The following is an 18,303-nucleotide window of genomic DNA, read 5'->3' on the forward strand; positions in this document are numbered from 1 at the left end:
GATGTGAGGCCGCCCCCGACGGGCGGGGGCGGCCTCACATGCGAAGTACGTCTGCGCGTCAGCGCGGGTACGTCAGCGCGTCTCGCGGTGCGCGGTGTGCGCGTTGCAGCGCGGGCAGTGCTTTTTCATCTCCATGCGGTCCGGGTTGTTACGCCGGTTCTTCTTGGTGATGTAGTTCCGCTCCTTGCACTCCACGCAGGCCAGCGTGATCTTCGGGCGGACGTCGGTGGCAGCCACGTGAGTGCTCCTTGACGGACGGGACGGGTTGAACGCAGAAAGAGTAGCCGACCGGAGGACCGAGCCCGCAATCGGCTACTGTCAGTGAAGTAGCGGCGACCGGACTTGAACCGGTGACACAACGATTATGAGCCGTTTGCTCTACCGACTGAGCTACGCCGCCGCGATGCGCTTCGACCTCCGCCCGGATGAACCGGACGGCGACCTCACACATCAGAGCCCCAAAACGGAATCGAACCGTTGACCTTCTCCTTACCATGGAGACGCTCTGCCGACTGAGCTATTGGGGCGAGCGGTGAAGACACTACACGGTCCCGGCTCGATACGTGAAATCCGTATCCGGGGCCGCGGTACCGCACAGTCGTACTGCTCCTCCTGCCACCACGCCGGTACGACTATTCCGCTCCTCCGCTGCGTCTCCCGCTGCGCACCGTACGCTCGTCACACGCCGGGCCACCGTGATCAGCCGCCGGCCCCTAACGCCGCCGCGACCGCTGGGGAGACGATGGGCGACAGCCAGACGCCGGACCCCGAGGCCGGTTCCGGCTCCCCCGCCGACGGCTCCGGCCTGCTGCTGAGCGGCGCCCGCCTCGCCGACGGCCGGACCGTGGACGTCCGGCTGGGCGGCGGCCGCATCGAGGCCGTCGGCACCGCGGGCAGCCTCGCCGCCAGCACCGGAACCCGGCCCGGCGCCCGCGTCGACCTGAGCGGATACCTGCTGCTGCCCGCTCCCGCCGAAGCGCACGCCCACCACGACACCGCCCTGACCGCCGCGAGCGGCACCCCGGACGCCCGGACCGCGGAGGGCAGGACCACCGGCAGCGGGGCGCGCGCGGGCGGACCGCCGTCCGACGACGTCGAGGAGGTGCAGCGCCGCACCACCGAGGCGGCCCTGCTCCAGCTCGGCCACGGCGCCACCGCGCTGCGCAGCCATGTACGCATCGGCGACGTGGTCGGGCTGCGTTCCCTGGAGGCCGTGCTCCAGGCCCGCCGCAGCCTGCGCGGCCTCGCCGACCTCACCACCGTCGCCGTGCCCCGCCTCCTCACCGGACGCGCCGGCGAGGAGGAACTCGCGATGCTGCGCGACGCCCTGAAGATGGGCGCCACCGTCGTCGGCGGCTGCCCCGACCTCGACCCCGACCCGGGCGGCTACGTCGAGGCGGTCCTCACCGTCGCCGCCGAACACGGCTGCGCCGTGGACCTGCACACCGACGCCGCCGACCCGGCCCGGCTGGCCCGCCTCGCCGCCGCCGCGGGCGGCCTCCGCCCCGGCGTGACCCTCGGCCCGTGCGGCGGCCTCTCCCGGCTGCCGCACGACCTCGCCACCCGCGCCGCCGAGCAGCTCGCCGCCGCCGGGGTCACCGTGGTCGCGCTCCCCCAGGGCAGCTGCGCCGCCCTGGAACACTCCGGCGTCGCGACCTCGGCGCCCGTACGGCTGCTGCGGGCGGCCGGCGTCCGCGTCGCGGCCGGCAGCGGGGCTCTGCGCGACGCCGCCAATCCGGTCGGCCGCGGCGACCCGCTGGAGGCCGCCTACCTGCTCGCCTCGCGCGGCGAGGCCGGCGCCGACGGCGCCTACCGTGCGGTCAGCTCGGACGCCCGCACGGCCATGGGGCTGCCGGAAGTGCGCGTCGAAGCCGGTTTCCCGGCCGAACTCCTCGCAGTGCGCGGCCAGGACGTCGCCGGCGCGCTGTCCCTCTCGTACAGCCGGATCGTCATCCACCGCGGCCGCGTGGTGGCACGCACCAGCGCGGTACGGGAGTACTGCGACTCCGCCGCCGCGGTGGAGCTCGACCTGCCGCGGCAGGCGCAGGGCTGACGCTCCGTCCGGCACGACACCGGAGGGCGTACGGTCGGGGGCATGCGTACAGTCATCGCCGGTGGACACGGAAAGATCGCACTGCGCCTGGAGGCGCTCCTCGCCGACCGCGGCGACCGGGCCGTGGGCCTGATCCGCAACCCCGCCCACGCGGACGACGTGACGGCCACGGGTGCCGAACCCGCCGTCTGCGACCTGGAGTCGGCGACCGCGGACGAGGTCGCCCGCGCGCTGGAGGGCGCGGACGCGGCCGTCTTCGCGGCCGGAGCGGGCCCGGGCAGCGGAGCAGCCCGCAAGGAGACCGTGGACCGCGACGCGGCGATCCTGTTCGCCGACGCCGCCGCCCGCGCGGGCGTACGACGGTTCCTGGTCGTCTCCGCGATGGGCGTCGACGAGGAGCCGCCCGCCGACATGGACCCGGTCTTCGCCGCCTACCTGCGCGCCAAAGGCGCCGCCGACGCGGCCGTACGGGCACGCGGCGACCTGGACTGGACGATCCTGCGGCCCGGCCGCCTCACCGACGACCCCCCGACGGGCCGGGTCGCGCTGTCCGCTCACACGGGCCGCTCCGAGGTGCCGCGCGCGGACGTCGCGGCGGTGCTGGCCGCGCTGCTGGACGAGCCGCGCACGGCCGGTCTCACCCTGGAGCTGGTCTCCGGCGACACGACCGTTCCCGACGCGGTCGCCGCCGCCGTATCCCGGCGCTGAACAGCCCTTTCGCTACAGGAGAGCGGCGATCTCGGCCGCCGTCCACCGCATCGCCGCCCCGGGTCGCCGCGCCAGGTGCGCGGCGATGCGGGCGGCCGGCCAGGCGTGCGACACCTGCAGCCCCGAGGCCAGCCACCGCAGGTACGCGGCCGCCGGCGGCCGCCACGCCACGTCGCCCATCCCCCACGGAGCGGTGAAGGTGAGCACCGGGCGCCCGTCCAGCGATCCGGGGCAGACCAGCGTCTCGTAACAGCCCGACCCCATCCGGGACCGGCCCTCCGCCAGCACCCCGGAGAGGTCCAGGTCCGCCCCGGGCGGGCGGTGCATCTCCTGCGCCGCGATGTCGGAGAACTGCCGCGCGCTGATCAGATAGGCCCGGGCCGGCGTCTCACCGCGGGCGCCCGGGTCGTAGAAGGCCATACCTCCGGTCCACGCGGGCGACTCCAGTGCGAAGTACACCTGGCCCGGCAGCATGATCGGTTCCGTGCGCGGGGGATCCTGCGGCTCACGGCACCCCGGATACGTCCGCCTGCCGCCCGGCGGCTTCCCGCCGCGCAGGTAGAAGCCGAGCCGCGTGTGGTGCAGGTTCGACCCGTAGGCCGCGTACCACACGTGCTCCGTGTCGGCGCCCTCCGCCCGCCTCGGGCCGAGCCGCCGCAACTGTCTGCTCATCCGTCCCCAGCGTAGGGGGCAGCCCCCGCAGCCCCCGGGAAGGCCGCCGGTCCACGACGCATGGCACGGCTTCTCGCCGCCTTCTCGCATCGCCGCCGGTCGTCAGACGTGCCGGTCCGGGCGATCTGTGGACACAATGACGTCATGGCCGAGTCACCCTCCACCTGTCCCGAGCCTCACTGCTCGCTGCTGTCCGTGTGGTCGAAGGACTCGGTGTTGTCGGTCGGTTCGGTGGGGTCGGTCCTTTCGATCGGGTCCGTCGGCTCCGCCCTCTCCGTCGGCTCAGTCGGGAGCACCCTGTCGGTCGGCTCAATCGGCTCTGCCCTGTCGCTGATCTCGGCCGGATCGTGGCTGAGCACGGGATCTCTGCTGTCCGCCCGATCGCGGTGGTCGGTGCTGTCCTGGGCCTCCTCGCGGGGCTTCCTGTCCGCCGGGACCATGGGTGCGGTGGCCGGAACCGGCTTGGTTCTGGCCCGGGCGATCTACGGGCCGCTAGCTGTATTGACCCGGAGCGTTGTTCACACGGCTGATCGGTGGCTGGCCGCCGAGTGCGGTGTGGCAGCGGTGGTGGTTGTAGGTGTGCAGGAAGTCTTGCAGAGCTGCGGTCCGCTGCTCGTTGCTGGTGTAGGGCCGCAGGTAGGCCCATTCGTCGAGCAGGGTGCGGTTGAAGCGTTCGACCTTGCCGTTGGTCTGCGGTCGGTAAGGGCGAATGCGTTTGCTGGTGGCGCCGAGGTAGGTCAGGGACTGCTTCCAGAGGGTGCTCTTGCGGTAGGACCAGGCGTTGTCGGTCAGCACCCTTTCGATGCGGTCGATGCCGAGGGCGGCGAAGTGGGCGGCGGCTCGGCGGAGGAAGCCTGCGCAGGTGGCGGCCTTCTCGTCGGGTGGACCTCGCTGTAGGCGAGGCGGGTGTAGTCGTCGACGACGGAGTGGATGTAGTCGAAGCCGACTCCGGTCTTGGTCAGGCGGCTTTCCGCGCGGCCGTGGACACGCCAGCCGCCGCCGTCGGGAATCCGCCCGAGTTTCTTCACGTCCACGTGCACCAGCTCGCCGGGCCGCTCGCGTTCGTAGCGGCGAATGATGCGCCCGGTTGGCCGGTCCATCCAGGCCAGCCGGTGCAGGCCGTGCCGGGTGAGGATCCGGTGCACGGTCGAGGGCGGCATGCCCAGGATCGGGCCGATGCGGGCGGGTCCGAGTTTGCGTTCGGTCCGCAGCCGGCAGACCCGTGCTTCGGTATCGGCATCGGTGCGGTGCGGTGTCGTGTGCGGGCGGCTGGGGCGGTCACACAGGCCCGGCTCGCCCTCGGCTCGCCACCGGTGGACCCACTTGTGGGCCGTGGCCCGGGATATGCCCATCTCCGCAGCCACATGGGCCACCGGGCGGCCGGAACGGACACGATCGACCAGCAGACGCCTGCCCAAAGGAGTCAGACGGGCATTACGGTGGGACACGAAGGCCTCCGTGCGGTGAAGATTCGACACCTCCACCACACACGGAGGCCTTCGCCATGATCAAGACCTGTGAGTGTCAACAACGCTCATGAGCAATACAGCTAGCGGCAGGACGCCTTCAGCGGCCCGTAGCGCGCGGCGGGCGGAAACGGCGTACGTGTCGTCGCCCTCGGGATACCGCTTGGAGCCTGGCAGACAGTGGAAGCGCACCCACACGTCCTGACAGGCGCTCTTGAGTCTGCGTCCAACAGGCTCACAGTCGGACCAGCGCTGCCACCACAGCGCCGTCAGCGCAGCCTGCCCGTCTTCAGAAACCAGGGCGTCGCTCCATCCCACGCGCAGTGACCAGGCAGACCGTGATGCCCCGCGGGTCTCGGTCGTTGGGCCCCACTGGTCCTCAGTCCAGGAAGCGACCCCGACTTCGGCGACGACCCGACAGACTTACAGCGGGCTGGCTCCGGCTTCGACTGTCGCGAGGAGACGGTCCGCAGGGCAGGGACGCTGCCAACTCGCCGCTGCCGAGCTGACGCCTCCTCCCGGCAAGCGAGCCGAGCTGATTCTCTACCCCGTGCGCATCCAGAGGAGCACCGGCACACCCGCCCCCACCTCCAACGCGCGAGCCTCTTCGGGCGTCGGCATGCGGGTGGAGATCTCATCGAGGTAGCCCAGCTGCTCGGTTCCTCGCTCAGCGAGATGCCTGGTCGTCCCTCCCTCCATGTCCCCTGGCTCCGCGAGGCGGGGCGCTTCGTCCGCCAGCCACGCCGGGTAGTACGTCGCCTGCGTCGACCACGGCACGTCGTCCACGAAGCGGTGACAGAACCGCAGGACGGCCCGCGAGCCTGGTTCGACCTTGAGGCGAGCCGCCACCTCGTCAGGAGCCGGGCGGATCTCCACCCGGAAGGTCTGGTGCGGGCGACGGCCCGCGTTGGTCCCGTCCATGCTGTACGCGCTCCCGTTCTGCGGGAAGCTCAGGTCCTCGAAGCGTGACGCGTTCAGCTCGAAGACCTCGTGCTTCGCGACCTCGTACCCCAGGCCTTGACTGGAGGTCACGAGTCCCTGCGTCACGAATAGGCCCAGACCGGAGCGCACCGAGTTCCGCGACGCGTCGAAGCGGGCCGACAGCTCGCTTTCCGAGGGCAGTCGAGACCCGGGCGGGTAGGTGCCGTCGTCGATCTCGCGCCGCAGCGCGTCCGCGACCTGCCGGTACTTTGGCTGCTTGCTCATGCCACCAACATGAGGGGCCTGCCCGACTTGTCCCTCTGAGTTGAGCAGGTGGTGCAGCACAGAGCGTGCCCTGCCCCGCCGACGTTCCCGCAGGTAGGCCCGAGGGGACGTGTCTCACGCGTGCCCCACACGCGCTGGTCAGCACGCGAAACGGAATGGGACAGAGTGGGACGTTCCCGACAATCGAGTTGCCCCGCAGAGGTGGCATGCGAAAGGGCCCGGTGATCAGCGTTTTCGCTGGTCACCGGGCCCTTTTCCGCTGTGGCGGCGCCAGGATTCGAACCTGGGAAGGCTGAGCCGGCAGATTTACAGTCTGCTCCCTTTGGCCGCTCGGGCACACCGCCTGGGATTGCCGCCCGGGGACACCGCTTCTCGGCGGTGCTCCGTGGCAACGGGGTAAACCATACCTGATGGGCGGGGGTGGTCCGCCACCTGGTTGACCGGCGGCCGGAGGCGGCGCGGATGGCTAGGCTGGCGGGCGCGACGGGCCCGCGAACGGGCGGGCCGGACGCGTGACGTGTTGGACCGTTTCCTACCTACGAGGAGCCACAGACACCATGGCCGACTCCAGTTTCGACATCGTCTCGAAGGTCGAGCGGCAGGAGGTCGACAACGCGCTCAACCAGGCCGCCAAGGAGATTTCGCAACGCTACGACTTCAAGGGCGTGGACGCGTCGATCGCGTGGTCCGGCGAGCGGATCGAGATGCGCGCCAACTCCGAGGAGCGCGTGAAGGCCGTCCTCGACATCTTCCAGGGCAAGCTGGTCAAGCGGGGGATCTCGCTGAAGTCGCTGGATGCGGGTGAGCCGCAGGCGTCCGGCAAGGAGTACAAACTGTTCGCGTCCATCCAGGAAGGCATCTCCCAGGACAACGCGAAGAAGGTCGCGAAGATCATCCGCGACGAGGGCCCGAAGGGCGTGAAGGCGCAGGTGCAGGGCGACGAGCTGCGGGTGTCGTCGAAGAGCCGTGACCACCTGCAGGAGGTCATCGGCCTGCTGAAGGGCAAGGACTTCGACTTCGCGCTGCAGTTCGTGAACTACCGCTGAGGCAGGGCACGGCGTCCCGTGCCGGTGACGCCTGTCCCGGCTACCAGCGGTAGCCGGGGTAGGCGTCGCGCGCGGTCGTGGGGACGATCTCGCGGCCCAGAGGCATCAGGGAGATCGGCACCATCTTGAAGTGGGCGATGCCGAACGGGATGCCGATGATCGTGACGAAGAAGGCGATCCCGGCGGTGATGTGGCCGATGGTGAGCCAGATACCGGCGACGACCAGCCAGATCACGTTCCCGACGCCGGAGGCGAGGCTCGCGCCGCCGCCGCGTTCGACCGCGCGGTAGCCGAAGGGCCACAGCGCGTAGACCGCGATGCGGAAGCACGCGATGCCGAAGGGGATCGTGATGATCAGGATGCAGCAGATGACACCTGCCACGAGGTAGCCGAGGGCCATCCAGAGACCGGAGAGGATCAGCCAGACGACGTTCAGGAAGGTCCTCATCGGGGCCCGCCTCCCATCTTTTCGAGCCGGGCGATGCGTTCCGCCATCGGCGGGTGGGTGGAGAACAGCCGGGACATCCCGCCGCCGCGGAACGGGTTGGCGATCATCATGTGGCTCGCCGTCTCGAGCCGTGGTTCGGGCGGGAGCGGCAGCTGTTTCGTTCCTGCTTCCAGTTTGCGCAGAGCCGAGGCGAGCGCCAGCGGGTCGCCGGTGAGCTGGGCGCCGGCTGCGTCGGCCTCGTACTCGCGGGAGCGGCTGACGGCAAGCTGGATGAGGGTCGCGGCGAGCGGACCGAGGATGATGATCAGCAGCATTCCGGCCAGGCCGGGGCCCTCGTCGTCGTCGGAGCGGCCGAGGGGGATGAGCCAGGCGAAGTTGACCAGGAAGAGCACCACGGAGGCCATGGCCCCCGCGACGGACGAGATGAGGATGTCGCGGTTGTGGACGTGGCTCAGCTCGTGCCCGAGGACACCGCGCAACTCGCGTTCGTCGAGGAGGCGGAGGATGCCGTCGGTGCAGCAGACGGCGGCGTTGCGCGGGTTGCGTCCGGTGGCGAAGGCGTTGGGGGCGCGGGTCGGGGAGATGTAGAGGCGGGGCATGGGCTGCCGGGCGGCGGTCGAGAGGTCCCGCACGATGCGGTAGAGCTGCGGGGCCTCGAACTCGCTCACCGGACGGGCTCGCATGGCGCGCAGCGCCAGCTTGTCGCTGTTCCAGTACGCGTAGGCGTTGGTGCCCAGCGCGACGACGAGTGCGACGACCAGGCCGGTACGGCCGAAGAAGCTGCCGATCAGGATGATCAGGGCGGACAGCCCTCCGAGGAGCAGAGCTGTCCTCAGCCCGTTGTGCCGGCGGTGCACGGTACGCCCTCCAGATGGTGCCGCAGGAGAACCCTTGAGGCAGGTGGTCGTTCCACCTCCCAGTGGACCCTCACGTACGGGTCAACGCGAGACGGGGGACGCCGGTTCCCGGCCGGTAGCTTCGGCAGGGTGGAGGGGCGGGCGGGTCAGAGCAGGGTCGTCGCTGCGAAGCGGAGGACGAGCTGCGGGGCGCCCGACAGGGTGACGCCGACGAGCCCGGTGACGGCGAGGGTGGCGGCGAGGGGAGCGCCCAGCTCCGGCCGCCGGCCCGCGGGGGCGGTGGCCGCCTCGGCGGGCTCCGGGCGGCGGAAGAGGAGCGCCGTCCAGCGCAGGTAGTAGTAGAGGGCGAGCACGACGTTCACTGCCATGATCACGGCGAGCCAGCCCAGGCCGGCGTCGACGGCGGAGCGGAAGACGACGACCTTGGCGAAGAGGCCGATCACACCGGGCGGCAGGCCGGCCAGGCACAGCAGGAAGAAGCCGAGGGCGAGCGCGGCGAGCGGGTTGCGGGCGTACAGGCCGCGGTAGTCCCGGAGCCGGCCTTTGCCGCCGACGTGTGCGGCGACGGCGAAGGCGCCGAGGTTCACCACGGCGTACATGAGCGCGTAGGCGACGGTGGAGCCGAGGGCGTCGGCGGTGCCGGACTCCGAGGTGCGGCCGGCGGCCGCGAGGGGAACGAGCAGGTAGCCGGCCTGCCCGACAGAGGACCAGGCGAGCAGCCGTACGGCGCCGCGCGAGCGGTCGGCGCGCTGGCGCAGCGCCCCCAGGTTTCCGACGGTCATGGTGAGGCCGGCGAGTACGGCGAGGGCCGGGCCCCAGACGTCGGCGTAGGACGGGAACCCGACCAGGGTGACCAGGGCGATACCGGAGAAGCCCACCACCTTGCCGATCACCGAGAGGTATGCGGCGACGGGGAGCGGGGCGCCGGCGTAGGCGTCCGGGACCCAGAAGTGGAAGGGCGCGGCGGCGGTCTTGAAGGCGAAGCCGACCAGGGTGAGGGCCACGCCCGCAGCGGCCAGCGTGCCGAGGCGGGGGTCGACGGAGGTGAGCTCTTCGGCAACGACGGTGAGGTGGAGGGAGCCGGTGGCGGCGTACACGAAGCTGACGCCGAGCAGCATCACGGCGGTGGCGGTGACGGACGAGAGGAAGAAGGTGAGCGCGGCTTCGGAGGAGCGGCGTTCGCCGCGGCGCAGGCCGACCAGCGCGAACGCGGGCAGGGAGGCGACCTCCAGGGCGATGACCAGGGTGGCCAGGTCGCGGGAGGCGGGGAGCAGGGCGGCTCCGGCTGCGGAGGTCAGCAGGAGGAACCAGTACTCGCCGGCGGGAAGGCGTTCGTCGCGTACGGCGGGAACGGAGAGCAGCGCGGCGAGGAGCGCGCCGCCGAGCACCAGGAACTGGGTGACCAGGGTGAAGGGGTCCGCGACGTAGCTGCAGGCGGCGGCGGTGGGCTCGGCGGCGGCGGTGGTGAGGCAGAAGGTGCTGAGGTCGGCGCCGACGAGCGGGACGATCGTGAGCGCCGCGGCGGCCAGTCCGCCGAGAGCCAGGGCGCCGAGCAGGTGCTTGCGGTGCTCGGGGAGGAAGAGGTCGGCGACGAGGACGGCGAGGGCGGCCAGGGCGGCGACGGTGGGCGGCGCGATGGCGAGCCAGTCGACGGACTGCACGAGGCTCGGTGCCGCTGCGGCTCCGGCGAGCGGGGTCATGGGGTGGCTCCCGGCAGGAGGTGCTGGACGGCGGGGTCGGTCAGGCCGAGGAGGAGCGCGGGCCAGAGTCCGGCGAGGACGGTGAGGGCGACGAGCGGGGCCCAGGCCGCGTACTCGTGGCCGTGCACGTCGGGCAGCGGTGCCGCGGCCTCGCGGGTGGCGGGGAGGGTCGTGGTGCCCCCGTGGGTGCCGGTGCCGGTGCGGTCGTCGGGTACGGGTTCGGCCCCGGGCGTGGGGGCGGCCCCGGGCGTGGGGGCGCGCCGTTCCGCGGGGTCGCCCATGCACACCCGGCGGACGACGATCAGCAGGTAGGCGGCGGTGAGCAGGGTGCCGAAGGCGCCGACTGCCAAGCAGACCAGGAACGCAGCGCGGTCGAGGCCGGGGGCCGGGTCGAAGGCCCCGAGGAGGGCCAGCATCTCGCCCCAGAAGCCGGCCAGGCCGGGCAGGCCGAGAGAGGCGACGGCCCCGAACGCGAGGAGGCCGCCGAAACGCGGCATCCGGCCGTAGAGGGCGGCTCCGCTGCGGCCGGCCAGGGCGTCGAGGTCGGTGGTGCCGGTGCGGTCCTTGAGCGCGCCGACGAGGAAGAACAGCAGGCCCGTGATGAGGCCGTGGGCGACGTTGGCGAACAGGGCGCCGTTGACGCCGGTCGGCGTCATGGTGGCGATGCCGAGCAGCACGAAGCCCATGTGGCCGACGGAGGAGTAGGCGATCAGCCGCTTGAGGTCGCCCCCGGCGCCGCGACGGGCGAGCGCGAGGCAGGCGAGGGAGCCGTAGACGATGCCGGCGGCGGCGAACGCGGCCAGGTAGGGGGCGAAGGTCCGGAAGCCGTCCGGGGCGACGGGCAGCACGATCCGGACGAACCCGTAGGTGCCCATCTTCAGCAGGACACCCGCGAGGAGGACGGACCCGATCGTCGGGGCGGCGGTGTGCGCGTCGGGGAGCCAGGTGTGCAGCGGCCACATCGGGGTCTTCACGGCGAGGCCGACGCCGATGGCGAGGACGGCGGTGATCTGCGTGGCGCGGCTGAGTTCCGAGCCGTTGTCAGTGGCGAGTGCGAGCATGTCGAACGTGCCGCCCTGGATGCCGACGAGGAGGAGGCCGAGCAGCATCACGACGGAGCCGAGCAGCGTGTAGAGGATGAACTTCCAGGCGGCGGGGCCGCGTCCGTCGCCACCCCAGCGGTTGATGAGGAAGTACATCGGGATGAGGACCATCTCGAAGGCGAGGAAGAAGAGCACGAGGTCGAGGACGGCGAAGGTGGCGAGGGTGCCGGCCTCGAGGACGAGGAGGAGCGCGACGAAGCCGGTGGGAGACGGGCCCGCCGGCATGCGGAAGTAGGAGTAGACCGCGCAGAGGAAGGTCAGCAGCGCGGTCAGGACGAGGAGGGGGAGCGAGATTCCGTCGATGCCCAGGTGGAGCCGTACGCCGAGGGCGGGGATCCAGCTGAGGTCGGTCTCGGCCTGGACGGCGGCCGGCTGGTCGTGGTCGAAGCCGGCGGTGAGCACGAGCGTGACGGCGAGGACGGCGCCGGTGACGGTCACGCCGTGCCGCAGGACGGCCTGTTCGGGGCTGCGCCCGCGCAGGCCTGGCGGTGCGGGCAGCAGGGCGGCGCCCGCCCCGAGTAGGGGCAGCACGACGGCGGAGGCGAGCAGCAGTCGCATGGCGGTGTCGTTCAGCGGCAGCACGGCTCAAGAGCCTCCGTTTCTGGTGGCGGCTACCACGGCTGCCACGGCGAGCACGAGGGAGCCGGCGAGCAGTGCGCTGAGGTAGGTCTGCACGTTGCCGGTCTGGGCGCGGCGGACGGCGCCGCCGAGCATGCGCGGGCCGAGACCGGCGCCGCGGACGTAGGTGTCGACGACGGCGTGGTCGAGGAAACGGACCAGTCGGGCTGCGGCGCGGGTGGGGCGGACGAACAGGGCGGCGTACACGGCGTCGAGGTGGAAGCCGTGGGCGGCATGCCGGTGAAGCGGCCCGAGGAGTACGCGGCCGGGGTCGGCGGGGTCCGGGGCGGTGGCGATGTCGCCGTAGGCGGGCTCGTGGGTCGCGATGGCCTCGGCCTCGGAGGTGGCCGCGTCGTCCCTGGGGTGTGCGGCGACGGCGCCGAGCGGGACGCGGCGGCGGGCGGCGGTGTGCCGCCAGGCGGCGTAGACGGTGATGCCGCCGACGAGGGCGAGGCCGGTGGCGAGGACGGAGGTGACGAGGGTCGGCGCGAGGGAGGTGCCGTCGAACCATTCGGGCAGCACGCCGTAGGCGAGGCCGAGCGCGAGGGAGGGGACGGCCAGCACCCACAGCACAGCGTTCATGACGACGGGCTCGCGGCCGTGGTCGGGGGCCTCCTCGGGGCCGTCGCCGCGCAGGGCCAGCAGCCACAGGCGGCCGGCGTAGGCGGCGGTGAGGAGCGCGGTGAGCAGCCCGGCGGCGAGGACGATCCAGCCGACCGCGGCGGGCACGCCGTCGGTGTCGCCGAACGCGGCGTGCTCCGCGGCGCCGAGCACGGCCTCCTTGGAGAAGAAGCCGGAGAACGGCGGGATGGCGGCGAGGGCGAGGAGTGCGACGGCCATGGTCCAGGCCGCGTCCGGGGCGCGCTTGGCGATGCCGCGCATCCGGGACATGGCTGCGAGGGAGTTGGTGCCGGCGGCGTGGATGAGCACGCCGGCGCCGAGGAAGAGCAGCGCCTTGAAGGCGCCGTGCGTGAGGAGGTGGAAGACGGCCGCACCGCGGTCGAGGACGGCGAGGGCTCCGGCCATGTAGGCGAGCTGGCCGACGGTCGACCAGGCGAGGACGCGTTTGACGTCGTCCTGTGCGAGCGCGGCGAGCGCCGAGCCGACCATGGTGACGGCGGCCATGGCTGCGAGCACGGCGAGCGCCGCGGTGGAGGCGGCGAAGACCGGCAGCAGCCGTCCGACGACGTACACGCCCGCGGCGACCATGGTGGCCGCGTGGATGAGCGCCGAGACGGGGGTGGGGCCGGCCATGGCGTCGGGCAGCCAGGTGTGCAGGGGGAACTGTGCGGACTTGCCCGCGACGCCGGCCAGCAGGAGCAGGGCGACGAGGGTGGGGTGCTGCAGTTCGTAGTCGGAGAGGGTGGAGCTGACCCGTATGACCAGGGTGCTGATGCGGAAGGTGTCCAGGTCGGTGGCGAGGGCGAAGATGCCGACGAGGAACGGCACGTCGCCGAGCTTGGTGACCAGGAACGCCTTGAGGGAGGCGTCGCGGGCGGCGCGCGTCTCCCAGTAGTGGCCGACGAGGAAGTAGGAGCAGATGCCCATCACCTCCCAGCCGACGAGGAGCACGATGAGGTCGTCGCTGTAGACGACGAGCAGCATCGCGGCGGTGAAGAGGGAGACCAGCGCGGCGTAGGAGGAGTAGCGCGGGTCGTCGCGCAGGTAGCCGGTGGAGTACAGCTGCACACAGGTGGCGACGACACCGACCAGGACGGCGACGAGCGCGGCGTAGCCGTCGATGTGCAGGGCGAGCTGTACGGGGAGATCCGGGGCGCCGGTCGGGGTCAGTTCGGTGGCGGCGCTGAGCGGGGTGCCGCCAGCCTGCCGCGCCGCGACCATGACGGCGAGCACCGCCGAGGCCAGGGTGGGCAGCAGTGCGAGGGGGCGGACGAAGCCGGGTGCGCGGCGGCCCAGCAGCAGGCCGGAGACGGCGCCGAGGAACGGCAGGAGGGGGACGAGAACGGCCAGGGTCGTGGTGGTCACGCGGTCTGCCTCCCGGCGGCGGTCTTCCCTGGAACGGCGTCGTGGGCTGGCCCGTCGGGCGCGAGGTCGGGTGGTGCGCCCTCCGGTGCGCCGCCCTGCCGTTCGTCGGGCTCGTCGCCGTCGTCCTCGCGCAGGGCGCGCAGGCGGTCGATGTCCGCGCTGCCCCGGTTGCGGTACACCAGCAGCACGATGGCGAGGCCGATGCCGATCTCGGCGGCGGCGATGGCGATGGTGAAGAGGGTGAGCGCCTGTCCTGCGTGCAGGGCATCGCGCAGCCACACGTCGAAGGCGACGAGGTTGAGGTTGACGGCGTTGAGCATCAGCTCGACCGACATCAGTACGAGGATCGCGTTGCGCCGGGCGAGGACGCCGTACAGGCCGGTGCAGAAGAGGAGGGCGGCGAGAACCGCCGGATAGGCGAGGTGCATCAGCGCTTGCCCCCTCGCGCCGCGGCCGTGTCCCCGCGGCGGCGGGAGAGCACGATGGCGCCGACGAGCGCCGCCAGCAGCAGCACCGAGAGGGCCTCGAACGGCAGGACCCAGTGCCGGAAGAGCATCGCGCCCGCGACCCGGGTGGAGCCCTGCACGGGGCCGTCGAGGTCGATCCGTGTGGTGCGGAACGCGTCGACAACGAGGGTGACCAGCAGCGCGGCCGCGGTGACGGCCACCAGCAGGGCGACCGGCCGGTTGCGGGAGTCCGCGTCGGGAGAGCGTCCGATCGGCGCCCGTGTGAGCATCAGCCCGAAGAGCACCAGCACGACAACCGATCCCACGTAGATCAGTACCTGCACCCAGGCGATGAACTCGGCGGTGAGCAGCAGGTACTCGACGGCGATGCCGCCGAGCGCGACGACCAGCCAGAGCGCGGCGTGCACGAGCTGCCGGGTGGTGACGGTGACGATCGCAGCGGCGAGGGTGACGACGCCGACGAGGAGGAAGACGATCTCCACGCCGGTGGGCGAGAGGAATCCGGGGTGGTCCGCCGCGAGCGCGGCGGTGGCGGACGCCAACGGGCTCACTCGGCGTCGCCTCCTTCGGCCTCGGCCTGCGCGCGGCGTGCCTCGGCCTTCTGGGCGGCCTTCTCGGCGGCCTTGCGTGCAGCGGCGATCTCCTTCGGCTCCTCGGCCGCCGGGTCGAGCGGGGGCGGTTCGGGCACCGTCCACATCCACTCGCGCAGCTTGTCCCGCTCGTGCGTCAGCTCATGGATATCGGTCTCCGCGTACTCGAACTCCGGGGACCAGAAAAGGGCGTCGAACGGGCAGACCTCGATGCAGATGCCGCAGTACATGCACAGGGCGAAGTCGATGGCGAACCGGTCCAGCACGTTGCGGCTGCGCTCGCGCCCTCCCGGAGCGGCGGCCGGCACGGTCTCCTTGTGCGAGTCGATGTAGATGCACCAGTCGGGGCACTCGCGGGCGCACAGCATGCAGACCGTGCAGTTCTCCTCGAACAGCCCGATCACGCCCCGGGTGCGGGGGGCGAGTTCGGGCTGCGTGTCCGGGTAGTGCGCGGTGACCGCGCGCCGGGTCATCGTGCGCAGGGTGACGGCGAGCCCCTTGGCGAGGCCGGAGCCGGGCACGGGCATCAGTTGATCACCACTTTGACGACGCCGGTGAGGGCGATCTGGAACAGGGCGAGCGGCACCAGCATCGTCCAGGCGAACCGTTGCAGCTGGTCCTCCCGCAGCCGCGGATAGCTGACCCGCAGCCAGATGACGAGGAAGGCGAGGACGGCGGTCTTGAGCAGCGTCCACACCCAGCCGAGGTCCCCCGACGCGGGACCGTGCCAGCCGCCGAGGAAGAGCACCGTGGTCAGCCCGCACAGCACGACGATCCCGGCGTACTCGGCGAGCAGGAACAACGCGAAGCGCAGGCCCGTGTACTCGGTGTAGGCGCCGAAGATGATCTCCGAGTCGGCGACCGGCGCGTCGAACGGCGGCCGCTGCAGCTCGGCGAGCCCGGCCGTGAAGAACACGAAGGCGCCGATCAGCTGCCACGGCACCCACCACCACTGGAAGCCGTCCAGGATGCCGGTCAGCGAGACGCTGCCCGCAGCCATCGCGACGGACGCCGCGGCCAGCAGCATCGGCAGCTCGTACGCCATCAGCTGCGCGGCCGTCCTCAGGCCGCCGAGCAGGGAGAACTTGTTGGCCGACGCCCAGCCGCCCATGACCGAGCCGAGCACGCCGACCCCCATCACGGCGAGGACGAAGAACACCCCGGCGTCGATCACCTGCCCCACGCCCCCGTCCGGAGCGAAGGGGATGGCGATGAGGACCAGGAGGTAGGGCAGCAGCGCGACGGCGGGTGCGAGCTGGAACACCCGTCGGTCGGCGCCCGCCGGGACGACGTCCTCCTTCTGCGCGAACTTGACGCCGTCGGCGACGAGTTGGGCCCAGCCGTGGAAACCGCCGGCATGCATCGGGCCGACGCGGCCCTGCATGTGGGCCATGACCTTGTGCTCCGTCTGCCCGATCAGCAGGGGGAAGGTGAGGAAGACGGCGAGCACGGCGAGCAGCCGCAGGGTCACGTCCAGCACGTCCATCTACCGCTCACCGCCCTTCTCGTCGTCCTGCGCTCCACGCTCGTCGCGCGGTTCGCCGGTGGTGGGGCCGGCCGCTTCGTCCTCACGTCGGTCGGCGCCCGGGTCCGGTTCCCGCTCCGGCTCCTCGAAGGCGGGGCGGGCGTGGTGCCACGGCGCGTCCGCGGGGCTCGGCGTCTCACCGGGGGTCTCGCCCGTTTCGTCTGCGGGGCGTGCCGCGCGCTGAGTCGCCGAGCCCTCGCTCGCGCTCCGCGAGCGGCGCGGCGGGCGGGACGGCGGGCGGGACACCTCAGGCGTCCCCGTGGCCCCGCCGGTCGCGGGGCTCTGGCTCGCAGGGTTCTGGCTCGCGGAGCCCGCCGACGCGGAGCGGGTGCGCCGGGGCGGCCGGTCGCCGCCCGCCCCCGCACGGCCGCGCGCCGGACGGGCCGGCGCGGGCGGAAGCTGTCCCTTCAGCGGGCCCCACTCGTTCGGGTCCGGCACGCCCGGTGGCAACATCTGCCGCCGCTTGGGCCCGCCGTGCTCCGACTCGCCGGGCTCCTTCGCCCCCGGCCACGCCTTGGCCACCCGTGCCGCCAGGACGAAGTCCTTGCGCAGTGGGTGCCCCTCGAATTCGTCGGGCAGCAACAGCGGCGCGAGATGCGGATGGCCCGTGAAGTCGACGCCGAACATCTCGTGGGTCTCCCGTTCGTGCCACGCGGCGCCCGCGTACACGGGGGTCGCCGTCGGCAGGACGGGCGCCTCGTGCGGCACGGTGGTCCGCAGCACGAGCCGTCGCACACCGTCGCCCGGTCCCCCGCGGTGGTCACTGCCCGGCTCGTGCGGCAGGGCGACGAGGTGGGCGCAGACGCGGAATCCGGTGCCCGGCTCGTCGACGGCGCTCAGCCAGTCGAAGTACGTGCACCCCAGTGCGTCGCGGGCGGTTTCGAGGGAAGCGATCCAGCGCTCCGCCGGGACGTCGACGGTGAGCAGGGAGTACGCCTCCTCGGCGCTCGCGCCCTCGCCGAAAAGTGCCGCGGCTCCGCGCGGCAGCCACCCCACCGGCGCCTCGTCGGACTCGGCCGGCGCCTCGGCCACCGGCTCGTCCTCCACTTCGGCGCGGCGCACGGCACCGGGGTCCTCCGTCGGCTTGGGCATCGCCTCGCCGGGGACCTCGGACACCGGCTGCCCGGAGCCGCCGGTCCCCTGTGCGCCCGAAGGCTCGGCCGGCTCGCCGGGCCCTGCGGACGCCGACGGCTCGGCCGGTCCCGTGGATTCGGGACGGTCGGTCGGCTCGGGGGACCCGTCGGGCGTGCTCACCGCTCCCCCTCGCGGCGCGGGGGTTCCACCAGGCCGCTGGTCAGCTCGCCGGGCGTCGGCTGCTGCACCGCCCCGGCTGCCGGGGCGGCGTACCGTTCGGCCACCGACTCGTTCGCGATCTTCTCCTGGAGCTTGAGGATGCCCTGGAGGAGCGCCTCGGGGCGCGGTGGGCAGCCGGGCACGTACACGTCGACCGGGATGATCTGGTCGACGCCCTTCGTCACCGAGTACGAGTCCCAGTACGGCCCGCCGCAATTGGAGCAGGCGCCGAAGGAGATCACGTACTTCGGCTCCGGCATCTGCTCGTAGAGCCGCTTCACCGCGGGCGCCATCTTGTCCGTGACCGTGCCGGACACGACCATGAGGTCGGCCTGTCGCGGGCCCGGCGCGAACGGGATGACGCCGAGCCGGATGAAGTCGTGCCGGGCCATCGACGCGGCGATGAACTCGATCGCGCAGCAGGCGAGGCCGAAGTTGAAGACCCAGAGGCTGTAGCGGCGGCCCCAGTTGAGGACCACCTTCATCGGCTCCGGTGCCAGCCGCGCCAGCGCGCCGAGCCGGCGCGGCTCGGGCAGGTCGGTCGTCGTCGGCGTCACGTCCATGG

At 72.3% G+C, this 18,303-nt stretch carries 17 protein-coding genes, 3 tRNA genes and 2 pseudogenes; 4 read left to right on the top strand and 18 right to left on the bottom strand.

Going from position 1 to position 18,303, the window contains the following annotated elements; all coding sequences use genetic code 11:
• Nucleotides 1-72 precede the first annotated feature (72 nt).
• From rpmG to E4198_RS10005, 3 genes are all read right to left on the bottom strand, one after another.
• Nucleotides 73-237 (bottom strand): 50S ribosomal protein L33, encoded by a 165-nt coding sequence (gene rpmG, locus E4198_RS09995; RefSeq protein WP_018834916.1) that lies wholly within the window; start codon nucleotides 235-237, stop codon nucleotides 73-75.
• 90 nt (nucleotides 238-327) lie between these two features.
• A tRNA-Met gene (locus E4198_RS10000) sits at nucleotides 328-400 on the bottom strand.
• 54 nt (nucleotides 401-454) lie between these two features.
• Nucleotides 455-527: transfer RNA gene (locus E4198_RS10005), tRNA-Thr, on the bottom strand.
• A 215-nt stretch (nucleotides 528-742) separates the two neighbouring features.
• Here E4198_RS10005 and E4198_RS10010 point away from each other — a divergent pair.
• Nucleotides 743-2,053 carry a hydrolase gene (locus E4198_RS10010; RefSeq protein ID WP_136182847.1) on the top strand — a complete coding sequence of 437 codons (1,311 nt, stop codon included), beginning with the start codon at nucleotides 743-745 and terminating at the stop codon, nucleotides 2,051-2,053.
• A gap of 42 nt (nucleotides 2,054-2,095) precedes the next feature.
• On the top strand, nucleotides 2,096-2,761 hold the full coding sequence (locus tag E4198_RS10015; RefSeq protein ID WP_136182848.1) for an NAD(P)H-binding protein: 666 nt from the start codon (nucleotides 2,096-2,098) through the stop codon (nucleotides 2,759-2,761).
• A gap of 12 nt (nucleotides 2,762-2,773) precedes the next feature.
• On the opposite strand, the gene E4198_RS10020 is transcribed toward E4198_RS10015, so the two are convergent.
• On the bottom strand, nucleotides 2,774-3,433 hold the full coding sequence (locus tag E4198_RS10020) for a histone deacetylase (protein ID WP_136182849.1): 660 nt from the start codon (nucleotides 3,431-3,433) through the stop codon (nucleotides 2,774-2,776).
• Between the two features lie 144 nt (nucleotides 3,434-3,577).
• On the opposite strand from E4198_RS10020, the pseudogene E4198_RS25395 reads away from it, so the two are divergent.
• Nucleotides 3,578-3,907 (top strand): annotated as a pseudogene (locus E4198_RS25395) (hypothetical protein); the annotation flags it as partial.
• An 18-nt stretch (nucleotides 3,908-3,925) separates the two neighbouring features.
• Here E4198_RS25395 and E4198_RS10030 read toward each other — a convergent pair.
• The 3 genes and pseudogenes from E4198_RS10030 to E4198_RS10040 all read right to left on the bottom strand — a co-directional run bounded on the left by E4198_RS10030 (nucleotide 3,926) and on the right by E4198_RS10040 (nucleotide 6,449).
• Nucleotides 3,926-4,881, bottom strand: a pseudogene (locus tag E4198_RS10030) (IS481 family transposase).
• 561 nt (nucleotides 4,882-5,442) lie between these two features.
• Nucleotides 5,443-6,105, bottom strand: a complete 663-nt coding sequence (locus E4198_RS10035) for a GntR family transcriptional regulator (protein ID WP_136182850.1) — start codon at nucleotides 6,103-6,105, stop codon at nucleotides 5,443-5,445.
• Between the two features lie 262 nt (nucleotides 6,106-6,367).
• Nucleotides 6,368-6,449: transfer RNA gene (locus tag E4198_RS10040), tRNA-Tyr, on the bottom strand.
• Between the two features lie 213 nt (nucleotides 6,450-6,662).
• Here E4198_RS10040 and E4198_RS10045 point away from each other — a divergent pair.
• A complete protein-coding gene (locus E4198_RS10045; RefSeq protein ID WP_027765185.1) occupies nucleotides 6,663-7,151 on the top strand; it encodes a YajQ family cyclic di-GMP-binding protein in 489 nt (162 codons plus the stop codon).
• A 40-nt stretch (nucleotides 7,152-7,191) separates the two neighbouring features.
• Here the strand turns inward: E4198_RS10045 and E4198_RS10050 are convergent, their stop codons facing one another.
• The 11 genes from E4198_RS10050 to E4198_RS10100 all read right to left on the bottom strand — a co-directional run bounded on the left by E4198_RS10050 (nucleotide 7,192) and on the right by E4198_RS10100 (nucleotide 18,301).
• Entirely contained in the window at nucleotides 7,192-7,599 is a 408-nt protein-coding gene (locus E4198_RS10050) for a YccF domain-containing protein (RefSeq protein ID WP_136182851.1), read from the bottom strand.
• The gene (gene htpX, locus E4198_RS10055) at nucleotides 7,596-8,456 is read right to left on the bottom strand and encodes a zinc metalloprotease HtpX (RefSeq protein ID WP_027765187.1); all 861 of its coding nucleotides are present in this window, start codon (nucleotides 8,454-8,456) and stop codon (nucleotides 7,596-7,598) included. Before htpX ends, E4198_RS10050 begins: the two co-directional genes overlap by 4 nt.
• Before the next feature lie 146 nt (nucleotides 8,457-8,602).
• On the bottom strand, nucleotides 8,603-10,156 hold the full coding sequence (locus E4198_RS10060) for an NADH-quinone oxidoreductase subunit N (protein WP_136182852.1): 1,554 nt from the start codon (nucleotides 10,154-10,156) through the stop codon (nucleotides 8,603-8,605).
• A complete protein-coding gene (locus E4198_RS10065; protein ID WP_136185295.1) occupies nucleotides 10,153-11,817 on the bottom strand; it encodes an NADH-quinone oxidoreductase subunit M in 1,665 nt (554 codons plus the stop codon). Before E4198_RS10065 ends, E4198_RS10060 begins: the two co-directional genes overlap by 4 nt.
• A 27-nt stretch (nucleotides 11,818-11,844) precedes the next feature.
• Complete coding sequence (locus E4198_RS10070) at nucleotides 11,845-13,863, bottom strand: NADH-quinone oxidoreductase subunit L (RefSeq protein ID WP_136182853.1); 2,019 nt, start codon at nucleotides 13,861-13,863, stop codon at nucleotides 11,845-11,847.
• Entirely contained in the window at nucleotides 13,860-14,291 is a 432-nt protein-coding gene (nuoK, locus tag E4198_RS10075; RefSeq protein ID WP_136182854.1) for an NADH-quinone oxidoreductase subunit NuoK, read from the bottom strand. Before nuoK ends, E4198_RS10070 begins: the two co-directional genes overlap by 4 nt.
• On the bottom strand, nucleotides 14,291-14,881 hold the full coding sequence (locus E4198_RS10080; RefSeq protein WP_210732803.1) for an NADH-quinone oxidoreductase subunit J: 591 nt from the start codon (nucleotides 14,879-14,881) through the stop codon (nucleotides 14,291-14,293). The genes nuoK and E4198_RS10080 overlap by 1 nt, the downstream gene beginning before the upstream one ends.
• Entirely contained in the window at nucleotides 14,878-15,450 is a 573-nt protein-coding gene (locus E4198_RS10085) for an NADH-quinone oxidoreductase subunit I (RefSeq protein ID WP_136185296.1), read from the bottom strand. Before E4198_RS10085 ends, E4198_RS10080 begins: the two co-directional genes overlap by 4 nt.
• On the bottom strand, nucleotides 15,447-16,406 hold the full coding sequence (locus E4198_RS10090) for a complex I subunit 1 family protein (protein WP_136182855.1): 960 nt from the start codon (nucleotides 16,404-16,406) through the stop codon (nucleotides 15,447-15,449). The genes E4198_RS10085 and E4198_RS10090 overlap by 4 nt, the downstream gene beginning before the upstream one ends.
• Nucleotides 16,407-17,699 (bottom strand): NADH-quinone oxidoreductase subunit C, encoded by a 1,293-nt coding sequence (locus tag E4198_RS10095; RefSeq protein ID WP_247597619.1) that lies wholly within the window; start codon nucleotides 17,697-17,699, stop codon nucleotides 16,407-16,409. It abuts the gene before it with no gap.
• Nucleotides 17,696-18,301, bottom strand: a complete 606-nt coding sequence (locus E4198_RS10100) for an NADH-quinone oxidoreductase subunit B (protein ID WP_027765196.1) — start codon at nucleotides 18,299-18,301, stop codon at nucleotides 17,696-17,698. Before E4198_RS10100 ends, E4198_RS10095 begins: the two co-directional genes overlap by 4 nt.
• Between the last annotated feature and the right edge of the window lie 2 nt (nucleotides 18,302-18,303).

Origin of the sequence: Streptomyces sp. RKND-216 (assembly GCF_004795255.1) — a bacterium.
GTDB classification, from domain to species: domain Bacteria; phylum Actinomycetota; class Actinomycetes; order Streptomycetales; family Streptomycetaceae; genus Streptomyces; species Streptomyces hazeniae.